Genomic DNA, 13456 nt, shown 5'->3' on the forward strand with positions numbered 1-13456 from the left:
GTGTTATTTAAAAAAACGATGCAGATTGAAGGGGACCAGGACAGCTATACGCTCCACCCCAACATTAAGCCGTACGCTTTAAAGGACGTCGGCTTTCAGGTGACAAACGCGGGCAACTACACGTTGGAACGGTCGGTCGACCCGACTTCACCGTATAACCGTAACCAGATGCTCAAGGTGACGGTGGCCAAGGACCTGTCCGGGTTCAAGATGGCGACCACCAACGCGTCGGGCAATCGGCGGCTGAATATCTTTAAAGGCCCCCACGCCAAGGGTAACGTTGAGCAGTACCATTTCATCATGCAAAATCTAATCGACCGGGAGATTTTGAAGAAACAGTAACCGGGTGTAGGGAGTCACCAGCAGGAACGCTGGGACTCCCTTTTTCATGGGCTGTGAGCCGTTTTCAGGAAAAGAAACACCAGGCTTGCAAAATGTAAGCTAAATCGTTACACTGATAAATACTGGACTTGTGCGACCTTCAACTCGTAGATTCTCCAGAATCTGATAGAAATGATGGTGATACCATGCAAGACAACAGCCAAACGCGTGTCGTTGTCGGAATGAGTGGTGGTGTGGATTCCTCCGTCGTGGCCTTGCGCTTAAAGCAGCAGGGCTACGACGTCGTGGGCGTCTTTATGAAGAATTGGGACGACACGGATGAGAACGGCGTCTGCACCGCAACTGAAGATTACAAGGACGTGGCCAAGGTGGCCGCAAAGATTGGGATTCCGTACTACTCGGTCAACTTCGAAAAGGAGTACTGGGACCGCGTGTTCACGTACTTCTTGGACGAGTACAAGAAGGGTCGGACGCCCAACCCGGACGTCATCTGTAACAAGGAAATCAAGTTCAAGGCGTTTCTCGACTACGCCTTAGAGCTGGGGGCCGACTACATCGCCACGGGGCATTATGCCCAGTTGACGCGGGATGCTGACGGTCATAATCACTTGTTGCGGGCCGTTGATGCCAACAAGGATCAGACGTACTTCTTGAGCCAGCTTTCGGCTGAGCAGCTCGACCGGGTCATGTTCCCAATCGGGGACTTGGTCAAGAAGACCCAGGTCCGGCAGATGGCGGCAGACGCCGGTTTGGCGACCGCTAAGAAGCCCGACTCCATGGGCATTTGCTTCATCGGTGAAAAAGGTAATTTCAAGGACTTTTTGAACCACTACTTACCAGCCAAGCCTGGCAAGATGATGACCGTTGACGGTGAGGTCAAGGGTGAGCACGCCGGCTTGATGTACTACACGATCGGTCAGCGGCGCGGCTTAGGCATTGGTGGCGACGGAGTCGACAACCAGCCTTGGTTCGTCATTGGTAAGGACCTGTCCAAGAACATCTTGTACGTGGGCAAGGGGTACCACAACCCGCACCTTTACGCCACGTACTTGGAAGCTTCGGATATCCACTGGGTCAACACGATTGACCGGGGTCAAGACTTCCGTTGCACGGCGAAGTTCCGTTACCGCCAAAAAGATACCGGCGTGACCGTTCATCTGAGTGACGATGGCCAGAAGGTCACGGTAACTTTCGACGAGCCAGCTCGGGCCATCACACCCGGCCAAGCGGTCGTTTTCTACGACGGCGACGAGTGCCTGGGCAGTGCGATTATCGATGCGGCATACGGTGAGACCAGCATTAACGCTACACACGAGGGTGCTGGCAAGTTACAATTAATCTAATTTAGTGCGACGAAAGGGTCTGGGAGTTATTTCTCGGACCCTTTTTGAGTTATCAGGCCCTTTTTCGGACTAACGAGCCGGCAGTTTGACACAGTTACTTTGAAAACGCGGCAAAAACTGGCATAATATGTAGAGATTGGGTCGTTAATTGCTGAGCGCAGTGACTCGATTTAAGCGGTAAATGAGTTTTCGCGTCTGCTAATCGGGTAACAGTGAGCGCAATTAATGGTGAAAGGACGTTTACAAACAATGAAACTATACTTTATTCGACATGGGAAGACACAGTGGAACTTGGAAGGACGGTTTCAGGGCGCCGGTGGTGATTCGCCGTTACTGCCGGCTAGTTATCAGCAAATGATTCAATTAGGGCGTTTTTTGCGCGATGTTAAATTCACGCACGCCTATTCGAGTCCCATCAAACGAGCCCGGGTCACAGCACGGCGGGTATTGCGAGAAGCCCATCAACGCGTGCCACTGACCCTAATGAGTCGCTTAGAAGAGTTTCATTTAGGCGTGATGGAAGGTCAGACGTTTGCGTCGATTCAGGAACGGTTCCCCACGGAGCTGGATGCGTTTCGTAACCATCCGGATCGCTACGCCACCCAAAAGGTGGGCGGCGAGACCTTTACGCAGGTCATCGACCGGATGACGCCGGCCATTCAGACCATTGTGGCGCATAACCCGGACACCGCCAACGTGATGATCGTGGGTCACGGGGCAGCGCTCAACGCCGAGATCAACGCGTTGTTACAGACGCCGTTAGCCGACCTGCGCAAACGGGGCGGTATTCGGAATACTAGCGTGACGGTGCTCGAGACCCATGACGGGCAATACTTTGACCTGTTGGACTGGAACAATACTAGTTTTCTAACGGCCAGCGCCACCCCGACCGATACTATTTAATGCAGGTGATAATGTTATGACAACGGAACCTTCCGCCAAGCGAGCAGCGGACAAACAACGCTCGGAAAAATTAGTCCATCAACTGGTGCAACAGATTACCCAACACCCTGGGGAGTTCAAGCCCTATTACGAACTAGCCACCGTGTTGGTCGACCTCAAGTCTTATGCCCAGGCCGAAGAGCTCTTGATGAAGGCGCTCGGCTTGTTTCAGGCGCAACCCGAGGCGGTCGAACGTTTACACTACGGGCTGGGGAACGTGTACTATGCGGCCCAGGATTACCCCAAAGCTATCGCCCAGTTTGACCAGTTGGGTGACCAGTTCAAAGGGGTTGGCTATTTGATGATCGCCCAAATTCACATGGCAAATGGCGACCATAAGCGGGCGTTGGCCTTTGCGCTAACGGCGTTGGCCAGCCAACCCAACGATGTGGCCACCCTCCAGGTGGTTGCCGAAAACCTCTTAGCCGTGGGTGACATGGCCCAAGCCGCTACTTATTATGACCGGGTCTTGGCACTGGATGCTAAGAACGGGCACGCACAATTCGACCGCGGACTAGTGGCAATGGTGCAAGGCGAGGCTTATGCCGATTACTTTGCTAAGGCCAAACAACTTGATCCAGCGTATTATGCCAAGGGCCAGAAGAAGTTGGTCGATATCGAGAAATTCATTCACACGCAGCATCAACAGAAGGAGTAATGTGGGATGGCAACCGAATCTATGGACCTGCTGGCGACGGACCGGGGCCAACAGGGCGATTACGTCGTGGGCTCGGTCAGTGCGGTCTTTTTCACCAGTCAGGATAGTTTTTATAAGGTCTTACTGATCAAAGTCAGCGAGACCAGTTTAGATTGGCACGAAGACGAAATCGTAGTCACGGGTAACTTTGCCGACATCAAGGATGACGTGGTCTATCGTTTTACGGGTAAACGGGTGGAACACCCCAAGTACGGCGTGCAGTTTCAGGCTACGAACTACCAAAACGAAACGCCAACTTCCCGCAACGGGGTCATTGCCTATTTGAGTGGGGATGACTTTCCTGGCGTGGGGAAGAAAACGGCGGAAAAGGTGGTCGACGCCCTGGGTGCCGATGCTATCGATGCGATTTTAAACGACCACTCGGTCCTCGATCCGTTGGGGTTGTCGCCTAAGGTGACCCAGACGTTGGTCACCCAACTTCAGACCAATAATGGGATGGAACAGATTATCATCGGGCTGAATGGGTACGGGTTTGGCAGCACCTTAGCGGCCGCCATCTATAACCGCTACCAAGAAAAGACTCTTGATGTGATTCACGATAACCCGTACCAGTTGGCCGAAGACATCACTAGGGTCAGCTTCAAGCGTGCCGACCAGATTGCCACGCAACTGGGCTATGCCCCGGACCGGCCCGAACGGTTACGCGCTGGGATCCTACAGACCTTGCGGGATCTGTCGGTGGCCAACGGGGATACTTACACCACGGCCAAGCCGTTACTGACCAACACGTTGAGCCTACTTGAAAATAGCCGCAACGTGCGCTTGAACCCGCAACAGTTGGCCGACCAACTCTTAGAATTGGCCAAGCAACAAAAAGTGGTCGGCGATGAGCAACGCATCTACTTAAAACCGCTCTATGACGATGAGTGGCAGATTGCCGAACACTTCAACCGCTTGTTGCAGGATGACGATGAAGAAAATAAGCAGACCTTTAGCGATAAAGCCATTCAGCAACAGTTGCGGAAAGTCGAAAAGCAACTCGACATCACCTACGACGAGTCGCAAACGGCCGCGTTGACCGCGGCGATTCGCGCTAAGGTCCTGCTGTTGACCGGGGGCCCAGGGACCGGGAAGACCACCATTATTCGCGGACTAGTCCACCTGTACGCCAAGATGCACGACGTTTCGTTAGACATCAACGAGTATAAGGAACGACCGTTTCCTGTCCTACTAGCGGCGCCCACGGGGCGGGCCGCAAAACGGATGAGTGAGACCACGGATCTGCCAGCCAGTACGATTCACCGCTTATTAGGCTTGACCGGCCGGGAAGGCAATATTGAAGACGCCACCACCAAGGATTTGGAAGGCGGGTTATTAATCATCGATGAGGTGTCGATGGTCGATGTCTCACTGATGAAGGTGCTTTTGCGAGCAGTACCGGTAGGCATGCAGGTCATCTTGGTCGGTGATAAGGACCAATTACCTTCCGTGGGCCCCGGCCAGGTCTTTCACGACCTCTTGGCCAGTGATCAATTGCCAAAGATTCAACTCGACACGATTTATCGCCAAGGCGATGGGTCGTCGATTATCCCGTTAGCCCACGCCATCAAGAAGGGGCAATTGCCCGCTGATTTCACCAAGAATCAACGGGACCGGTCGTTTATTGCGTGCCGGGCCAACCAAGTAGCCGACGTCATCGACCAGATTGTGGCTAAAGCCCACGTCAAGGGCTTCTCGGCCGCTGATATCCAAGTATTGGCCCCGATGTACCGGGGAACAGCCGGCATTGATCACTTGAACGAGATCTTGCAGGAGATTTTGAATCCCAAGAAAGATGAACGGACCAAGGAAGTCACTTTCCGGAATCAGCAATTCCGTATCGGCGACAAGGTCTTACACCTGGTCAATAGTCCCGAGAACAACGTCTTTAACGGCGATATCGGGACCATTACCGGAATCGATTTGGCGAGTGACCCCCACAGTAAGGTCAAAAGCGATCAATTGACGATTGCCTTTGAACAGACCGAGGTCACCTACCAACGCAACGACTGGATTCGGTTGACCTTGGCCTACTGCATGTCAATTCACAAAGCCCAGGGTTCCGAATTTAAGTTGGTCATCTTGCCGATGGTCAGTCAGTACAACCGAATGCTGCAACGGAATTTGCTCTACACGGCGGTGACGCGGGCCGCCGACATGCTGATTCTGGTCGGGGAACCCCAAGCCTTTGCGACTTGTGTGGAGAACCTTTCGGTCAACCGGGCCACTACCTTGACCCAACGGATTCAAGCCGTACTGGCACCGGACCAGACGCCTAGTCCCACCGCTGAAGCTGAGACCCAGCCAGCAGAAAAGGACGCCACGCCGACTGCGGGTGAATCGGTGACGGCAGGACCCACCGCAGACGCCGAAAAAAGGACGCCAGCGACCGCGGCACCGGCGACGCCCACCGATTACCGGTTGACCCCCGAACTGGCCTTAGCGGGGCAAATTGACCCGATGATTGGCATGCAGGGGATTACGCCCCAACAATTTATGCCCCAGGCTTAAAAACGTTCGGTTAAGCGTTGCGTTTACGGGGATAAATTGCGATAATAAAGACACATTTATGGAACAGTGAATATGCATAGGAGGCAGTTATGGTGGTAGAACAGGTCGAAGCGGGCAAGATGAAGGTGTTTGCCTTGAGCTCTAACCGGCCCTTAGCCGAAAAGATTGCCCGGGTCGCCGGGGTCGAATTAGGAAAGGCAACGGTTAATCATTTTAGTGACGGTGAAATTCAAATTAGTATTGATGAAAGCATCCGGGGTGATGAACTCTTTATCATTCAATCCGTCTCTGATCCCGTGAATACCAATCTCATGGAATTACTGATCATGGTGGATGCCGCTCGGCGGGCCAGCGCAGCGAAGATCAACGTGGTTATCCCGTACTATGGGTATTCTCGGGCTGACCGGAAAGCCCGGTCGCGGGAACCCATTACGGCCAAGCTCGTGGCGTCGTTGTTGCAGATGGATGGGGTCAGCCGTGTGATTGCGCTGGACCTGCACGCTGCCCAGTTACAAGGCTTCTTTGATATTCCGGTGGATCACTTGCAAAGTGACCGGCTGTTGGCCAGCTACTTTGAAGGTCGGTCCGATTTGACCGCGGATAACACGGTCGTCGTCGCCCCGGATCACGCGGGGGTCAGTCGAGCACGGCGCTTAGCCGAGCTGTTAGGCACGCCCATCGCCATCATCGACAACCGCAGTGAGACCGAAAATGCGGCTCATCCGGACGCCGTGATTGGTGATGTGACCGGCAAGAATGCCATCTTAGTTGATGATATCATCGACACGGCCGTGCGGATCTCCGTATCGGCCCAAGCGCTGCGTAACGCGGGGGCGGCCCATGTCTTTGCCAGTGCGACCCACGCCGTGTTGTCGGGGGATGCGACCAAGCATATCGACGCCTCACCGTTGGAAAAGGTCGTGGTGTCGGATTCCATTCGAATCCCCGCCGAAAAGCAGAGTGATAAGTTTGTGGTCATGTCCGTTGATGAACTCTTCGGGCGGGCCATCACGTTGATTTACAACGAACAACCGGTCGACCAGCTCTTCCGGTCACCGTTGAAGATGCAACAACAATAAGCTGACTGACCGGCGGGAGTGACTCGACCGGAATAGTCAACCGAAAAACGGGCCTGGGGGTAACTCTCAGGTCCGTTTGTTTATGGTGATGAGAAAAAGTGTGCGCTAAGAAAGTAAGGACTGAGTGAGTAGATGCAATTGAGGAAAACGGCAGCGGTAACTGATATTGGCGATTATTTGAAGGTCGCCGCGTGTACGGCGGTCATGGCCCAGACCGTACTTGGTTTGGCGCTGGCCACCCGACCAGGCGCCGCGGCGCAATGGGCGATTGGACAAGCTTATGACCTGGTGAAGTTTACGGCACCGGCCTTCATTTTTGGTATCCTGTACACCACCTTGCGTCAGCATGCGATGACGCCCGTGACTAAGCGCCAATACTGGCGCCAACAGTGGGCCGCGTTGGGCGTGCCCAGTGTGTGGTGGACCTTGGTGTATTTGATTATCACGCCTAAGTTGCAGCAACATCAGCCCTTCCATGATTTAGGTAGTTTCTTGTGGCAGGCGGTGAACGGTAATGCCGCCCCACATCTCTGGTACAACACCATGATGTTGCAATTTATCGTGGTCATGCCACTGTTTTGGGCCTGGTCGGCTTGGGTCGGGTCTTCCCGATACCGCGCTCAACTAAGTGTGGGCGCGGTGGCGATTTTTTACGCGTTGTGGTTGGCCTGGTTTCCGCATGCGCCCACTTACTTAGTGGACCGCTTAGCCCTTAGTTTTTTGCCGTACGCCGTCTTAGGGGTACTGTGGTGGCAGTTTCCGCGGGTGGCGGTGGCACTGCGTCACCATTGGCTCGTGGGACTACTCTGGTGGGCGCTAGGATTTATGTGGCTGGGCTGGCAACTAAAACGGCGGGGGTTGCCGGTCAGCTTACCAGCCACCGGTTACTACCAGCCGTCTGCTCTGATGTACGCGTTGGGCGTGATTGGGTTGGTCAGTTGCCTAGCTGTGGCACAATTACAGCGCCGTTCAACGTGGCTTCCAGTGATTCATTGGTTGGCCACGTACGCTTATCGGGCCTATTTGAGTCACGCGTTTTGGCTCTACTGGTTGTGGCCGTTGACGGACGGACTGGCCTTGGGCTGGCGAATCTTACTTAGTTATGGGGCGACCTGGATTGTTGCTTTTGCCACGACTTATTGTTTGCATTGGGGCTGGCAACGAGTAAAGATGACAACGCAATGAGGAGAATGGTGATAATTTTTAATGTGGAAGCCGTCTGACTTGCAATGTATTTTGAAAATCGGTATGGTTGAACAGGATTTTTTTGCTTACGAATAATTAGCATTTTAATGGGGCCGACTCGGCGCATGAGGTTGGGATGATCAGTGCGGCAGCTAGCGGTCCCCATAGATTGAGGAGGATCCATTGTGAACGGAAAACATATTGGGGCTTTATTAGGTATTACCCTCTTAGTCGTCGGCGGTCTTGCCGCTTGTGGCAAGTCGAGTAGCCAGTCGTCAGGCCAGGGGCAGTTGGCGGCGAAACAGACCGTCAACCTGTCGGCCAAGTCAGAGGTCACGACACTGGATGTTTCTAAGGCTTCTGATTCGACGAGTTTGACCATGCTCTACCACACCCAAGAAGGGTTGTTTCGATTAGGCAAAAACGAGAAGCTGATCAATGCCTTAGCGACGAAGACCAAGGTCAGCAAGGACGGGACCCGTTACGTCTTCAACTTGCGGCGGAACAACAAGTGGAATGATGGCAAACCGGTCACAGCCCACGATTTCGTTTACTCGTGGCAACGGACGGTCAACCCCAAGACCGCGTCCGAATACGCCTACTTAATGGCTGGTGTGAAGAACTATAAGCAGATTCAGTCCGGAAAGATGAAACCTAGCAAATTGGGCGTCAAGGCATTGAACAATTACCGCTTGGAAGTCACGTTGAGTAAACCGGTGGCTTACTTCAAGTTGCTGCTGGCTTTCCCAACGTTCTTCCCACAAGAACAAAGCGTCGTGGAAAAAGAGGGTAGCAATTACGGTCACTCAGGTAGCGCTACGGCGTACGATGGGCCGTTCAAGATGACCAAGTGGACCGGGACGTCGCAGAGCTGGAAACTGGTGAAGAATTCGAAGTTCTGGGACCACAAGGACATCACGTTGAAGTCATTAAACTTCCAAGTGGTCTCCAACGCATCGACGGGCTTGAACTTGTTCCAAAAGAAGTCCTTGGACGCCACGACCCTCGATGGGACGCAGGTTGCTAATTTGAAGAACAATCCCAACTTGAAGACCTACGTGGGTGGGACGACCTACTACATGCAGATGAACCAGAAACGCATTAAGGCTTTACGGAACGTGAAGGTCCGTAAAGCGTTGTCGTTAGCCATCGATAAACAACAGTTGGCTAAACGGGTCCTGCGGGATGGCTCGAAAGCGCCGTTAGGGTTCGTCTCCCAGAATTTGACCCAAAACCCGAAGACTAAGAAGGACTTTGCCAAGGACGCTTACGTCAAGGAAGGTGTCACCCACAATCTGCCACAAGCTAAGAAGCTGATGAAGGCCGGATTGAAGGCTAGTGGGACCAAGCAATTGAACCTGACGCTGATGTGCGATGATACCTCAGTTACCAAGACTGTGGCCCAGTACATTCAGGCTGAACTGCAGAAAATGCCGAATGTTAAGGTATCGATCAATACCTTACCGTACAAGACGCGGTTGAGCCGGTCGAACTCCGGGAACTTTGACTTAGTTATTTCTAGTTGGGGCGCCGATTTCGCGGATCCAATCAACTTCTTGTCACTGATGGCTACCGGAAATACTAATAATAACGGGGACTTCAGCGATGCCACTTACGACGCGTTGATCAAGCGCTCCGAGAACCAGGATGCCAACCGGCCAACTGCCCGATACAATGACTTGGTCAAGGCCGAAAAGCGCTTGATGACCCAACAAGGGGTCGTGCCACTGTATCAACCAGCGACAGCCGAGCTTTGGAACTCGAAGGTTAAAGTGTACGTTTGGAACCCCGCCGGAATGAGTCGTGGTTATCAATGGATGAAAGTTGAAAAGTAAGCTGATTTTCCAGTTGCAGGAATAAATTTTTGTAATCACAAGCCTAACTTTCTATTTTGGCGAGTTAACCGCGGGAAAATAAAATAAATTGTCAATGGGGGTCGCCCAGTTAAATCTACGGATTTGCTGGGCGGCCTTTTTGCTGTGGCGCCGGGGCTTTCGAGCTGTGTTTCAACAGATGGGGATTATTGGGAGAAATGAAAACGGTTACTAACATTCTTCAGTAAAGAATTGAAATTTTTTATGGAACATGGTATACCTAAGTTAGGACTCGTGAAAACGAATACATAAACGACGGAACGGTTAGGTTGGAGGATGACGAGATGCAATTAGATGAAATCTTAACGGAACAACGCAATCACCGGTCGACGCACATTGATCGGGAATCCACGCTCGACATGGTGGGCACGATTAACCGTGAGGATCAGCGGGTTGCTCGCGCGGTGCAGAAACAGTTGCCCCAGATTGCGGCGGCCATCGATGCGGCTTATCCTAAATTCGACCAGGGCGGTCGGCTGATTTACATTGGGGCCGGGACGTCCGGTCGATTAGGGGTGATGGACGCCACGGAATTACAACCCACTTACGGTTTAACGGCCCAACAGACGTTTGGGCTGATTGCCGGGGGTACGGCGGCGCTGACCAAAACGATTCAGGACGCTGAAGATTCGCCGGAGCTGGCCCAAAAGGATTTGCAAGCGGTCGAATTGACCGACCAAGATATTGTTGTTGCTAGTGCGGCTTCAGGGCGGACGCCATATACGGTGGCGGCCTTGAAGGCAGCGCAAGACCAGGGCGCTTTAGGCATTGGCTTTTCTTGCATTGCCGACAGCCCCTTGGCCCAATTGGCGGACTATCCCATCACGCCCGTGGTCGGTCCCGAAGTGATTACCGGGGCCACGCTGTTGAAAGCGGGGACCGCAGAAAAGATGGTCTTGAACATGCTGTCGACTGGCATCATGATCAAGACGGGAAAGGTTTACCAGAATTTGATGATCAATGTGGTCCCGACCAACGATAAGACCTTTGAACGGGCCAAGAAGATCATTGCCGAAGCGACCCAGACATCGACGTTAGCGGCGGAACGCGCATTGGCCCGAGCCAAGAACAACGTACCGCTCGCTATCGTCTTGATTGATACCAAGGGGACGATTGCCGAAGCTAAGGAACTTTTAGCCGCTACCGACGGCCACGTGTCACAAGCCGTCAAGTTGAGTGACAATCGCCATTAAAATCGGGTCGACCGCCTTGACTGGTCCGCACCAATTCCCTTATACTCGACGTAGGTATTGAGTAGAAAGGAATGTGGCAAATATGTACGTAGCAGATGAACATCGGTACGATAAGAAGATGCCGATTCGACGCGCCGGCAACACCGGGTTCCAATTACCCGCAATCTCCTTTGGGATGTGGCACAGTTACGGAGAGACCGCGAACTACGCGGATACCCGTGACATCATGTTGAAGGCGTTTGACGCCGGGATTTTTAGTTTTGACTTAGCTGCGAACTATGGTCCAGGAACGGGAGAAGCCGAACGCCTCTTTGGCCAGGTCTTTCATCGTGAACTGGCACCTTACCGTGATGAACTCGTCATCAGCACCAAGGCAGGTTTCCACATGTGGCCAGGACCTTACGGGGAAATGAGTTCTCGCAAGGCCTTAGTCGCGTCACTGGACCAATCCCTCGAACGGATGGGCCTGGATTACGTGGATGTTTACTATAGTCACCGCTTTGATCCCAACACGTCACCGGAAGAAACGGCTGTCGCGTTGAACGATTTGGTCAAGCAAGGTAAGACGCTGTACGTGGGGATTTCGAACTACACGGCGCCCCAAGCCATGGCCATGGTCAAGATTTTTAAGGACTTGCACACGCCGTTTGTCATTGACCAAGTGTCGTACAATATGTTGAACCAGAAGGCCGCTCAAGACGGACTGTTTGACCGGATGCGGGAAAATAATGCCGGCATCATGGCGTACGGCCCACTGGCTGAGGGCTTACTGACCGACAAGTACTTGGATGGGATTCCTGAAGACTTGAACATCCATTGGTCGAGCCAATATATCTTCGACAATGGTCGCGACAAGATTTTTCACAAGTTGCAGGCGCTGAACAAGATTGCCCAAAGCCGGGGGCAAAAATTGGCCCACATGGCGTTAGCTTGGTTGTTACACGATCCCGTGGTCACCAGTGTGATTACCGGGGCATCCAAGCCAGAACATTTGGCTGAAAACCTGAAGGCGGTTCAAAACCTATCTTTCGATTCGGAAGAATTGGCCGCTATCGATAAGATTTTAAAGGCTTAATTGAAGATCGGTCTTAAGGCGTCGTCCACCCAGACGGCGCCTTTTTTGAGGTCCGCGAGATTTCCAAAAAGGCGCCCGAAAGGTCCAAGCGATGCGGTATAATTAACTAAACGAAACGTTGAGGAGGGCCTATGACACGGAAAGTAACGATTCGAGACCTGGCGCAAGCCGCAGGGGTCTCGGTAACGACGGTCTCACAGATTTTAAACGGAAAGGGTGAGCGGTTCAGCCTGGATACCCGGCGGCGGGTGCACCAACTCCAGGAAGAAATGAGCTATGTGCCGGACTTTAACGCCCGTAATTTGATTATGAAATCGGCGCAAACCCTGGGCGTCTTGGTCCCTAATTTGGGGAACCCGTTTTTTGGCATGTTTATTCGGGGGGTCCAAGCCGCTAGTCGTGAGCAGCACTTCATTCCGTTGGTTTTTGGGGCCGACCACGACCCGAAATTGGAGAGCTACTACCTGCAAGAATTGATCAAACGAGCGGTCGATGGGTTGATTATTGCCAGTGCGTCAATCACTAGTGAAGCCATCGAGACCATCCTCAAGAAAAACGGGATTCCGTACCTGTTGGTCGATCAAAATGGGGGGCCTAGTTTAGACTGGTTCCGAGTCGATGACCGACAAGGAGGCCAGGTTGCCGCCCAACATCTCTTGGATTTAGGACACCGGCAGATTGTGGTGGTCATGCCGGACCATCCGACACCGAACCTGGCGGAACGGTTGACGGGTTTTCGCCAGACATTGGCCACGGCCGGAATTTCCCTCGAAACGGATCAGGTGATTGCCACGCCAATGACTAAACTCGGGGGCTATCAAGCCACGGCTGCCGTGGTGGCACAACATCCAAGTGCCGTTTTTGCCATCAACGATGAAACGGCATTGGGCTTGATTCGTGGCCTACACGAACGCGGCTTGAGTGTCCCGCACGACATGTCGGTCTTAGGCTACGATGATATCGATCTCGACGAATACGTGGTGCCGAAGCTCAGTAGTATCCATCAACCGGTAGTCACGATGGGGGAACAAGCCACGACGCTGTTGATCAATCGGATTCATAATCGACGGCAACCCGGGCAAAATGTGAATTTACCCGTGACGTTGCGGCGGCGTGAGAGCACGGCGCCCGTAAATCCAGCGAAATAGGCCTTGTAAGCCTTTTCGAAGTATGGTAATCTTACGAGGAATGCTGTAGTGAGTTAGGTCAGTTTTA

The 13456-nt window shown here is 53.0% G+C and carries 11 protein-coding genes; all 11 read left to right on the forward strand.

All coding sequences use genetic code 11. The features are described 5' to 3' along the window. On the forward strand, positions 1-342 hold the full coding sequence (locus tag DXH47_RS04130; RefSeq protein WP_129031832.1) for a DUF1831 domain-containing protein: 342 nt from the start codon (positions 1-3) through the stop codon (positions 340-342). Between the two features lie 185 nt (positions 343-527). Further along, positions 528-1685: a tRNA 2-thiouridine(34) synthase MnmA gene (gene mnmA, locus DXH47_RS04135; protein ID WP_129031834.1), complete on the forward strand. Its 1158-nt coding sequence runs from the start codon at positions 528-530 to the stop codon at positions 1683-1685. A 249-nt stretch (positions 1686-1934) separates the two neighbouring features. After that, on the forward strand, positions 1935-2588 hold the full coding sequence (locus DXH47_RS04140; RefSeq protein ID WP_129031836.1) for a histidine phosphatase family protein: 654 nt from the start codon (positions 1935-1937) through the stop codon (positions 2586-2588). Between the two features lie 16 nt (positions 2589-2604). Continuing rightward, complete coding sequence (locus DXH47_RS04145) at positions 2605-3285, forward strand: tetratricopeptide repeat protein (protein ID WP_129031838.1); 681 nt, start codon at positions 2605-2607, stop codon at positions 3283-3285. 6 nt (positions 3286-3291) lie between these two features. After that, on the forward strand, positions 3292-5835 hold the full coding sequence (recD2, locus tag DXH47_RS04150) for an SF1B family DNA helicase RecD2 (RefSeq protein ID WP_129031840.1): 2544 nt from the start codon (positions 3292-3294) through the stop codon (positions 5833-5835). Positions 5836-5924: 89 nt separating this feature from the next. Next, positions 5925-6914, forward strand: coding sequence for a ribose-phosphate diphosphokinase (locus DXH47_RS04155; protein ID WP_129031842.1), 990 nt, complete (start codon positions 5925-5927; stop codon positions 6912-6914). 132 nt (positions 6915-7046) lie between these two features. Then, a complete protein-coding gene (locus DXH47_RS04160; protein WP_129031844.1) occupies positions 7047-8099 on the forward strand; it encodes an acyltransferase family protein in 1053 nt (350 codons plus the stop codon). Between the two features lie 185 nt (positions 8100-8284). Next, positions 8285-9934, forward strand: a complete 1650-nt coding sequence (locus DXH47_RS04165) for a peptide ABC transporter substrate-binding protein (RefSeq protein ID WP_129031846.1) — start codon at positions 8285-8287, stop codon at positions 9932-9934. 323 nt (positions 9935-10257) lie between these two features. Then, on the forward strand, positions 10258-11166 hold the full coding sequence (gene murQ, locus DXH47_RS04170) for an N-acetylmuramic acid 6-phosphate etherase (RefSeq protein ID WP_129031848.1): 909 nt from the start codon (positions 10258-10260) through the stop codon (positions 11164-11166). 82 nt (positions 11167-11248) lie between these two features. Then, complete coding sequence (locus tag DXH47_RS04175) at positions 11249-12241, forward strand: aldo/keto reductase (RefSeq protein ID WP_129031850.1); 993 nt, start codon at positions 11249-11251, stop codon at positions 12239-12241. A gap of 131 nt (positions 12242-12372) precedes the next feature. Continuing rightward, entirely contained in the window at positions 12373-13389 is a 1017-nt protein-coding gene (rbsR, locus tag DXH47_RS04180; protein WP_129031852.1) for a ribose utilization transcriptional repressor RbsR, read from the forward strand. The last annotated feature ends 67 nt before the right edge of the window (positions 13390-13456 follow it).

Source organism: Levilactobacillus suantsaii (assembly GCF_004115745.1).
In the GTDB taxonomy this organism is placed as follows: domain Bacteria; phylum Bacillota; class Bacilli; order Lactobacillales; family Lactobacillaceae; genus Levilactobacillus; species Levilactobacillus suantsaii.

What these genes read in the sequence shown, in the direction of transcription:
- mnmA (WP_129031834.1), top strand. Translation starts at nt 528, where the DNA reads ATGCAAGACAACAGCCAAACGCGTGTCGTTGTCGGAATGAGTGGTGGT.
- DXH47_RS04140 (WP_129031836.1), top strand. Translation starts at nt 1,935, where the DNA reads ATGAAACTATACTTTATTCGACATGGGAAGACACAGTGGAACTTGGAA.
- DXH47_RS04145 (WP_129031838.1), top strand. Translation starts at nt 2,605, where the DNA reads ATGACAACGGAACCTTCCGCCAAGCGAGCAGCGGACAAACAACGCTCG.
- recD2 (WP_129031840.1), top strand. Translation starts at nt 3,292, where the DNA reads ATGGCAACCGAATCTATGGACCTGCTGGCGACGGACCGGGGCCAACAG.
- DXH47_RS04155 (WP_129031842.1), top strand. Translation starts at nt 5,925, where the DNA reads ATGGTGGTAGAACAGGTCGAAGCGGGCAAGATGAAGGTGTTTGCCTTG.
- DXH47_RS04160 (WP_129031844.1), top strand. Translation starts at nt 7,047, where the DNA reads ATGCAATTGAGGAAAACGGCAGCGGTAACTGATATTGGCGATTATTTG.
- murQ (WP_129031848.1), top strand. Translation starts at nt 10,258, where the DNA reads ATGCAATTAGATGAAATCTTAACGGAACAACGCAATCACCGGTCGACG.
- DXH47_RS04175 (WP_129031850.1), top strand. Translation starts at nt 11,249, where the DNA reads ATGTACGTAGCAGATGAACATCGGTACGATAAGAAGATGCCGATTCGA.
- rbsR (WP_129031852.1), top strand. Translation starts at nt 12,373, where the DNA reads ATGACACGGAAAGTAACGATTCGAGACCTGGCGCAAGCCGCAGGGGTC.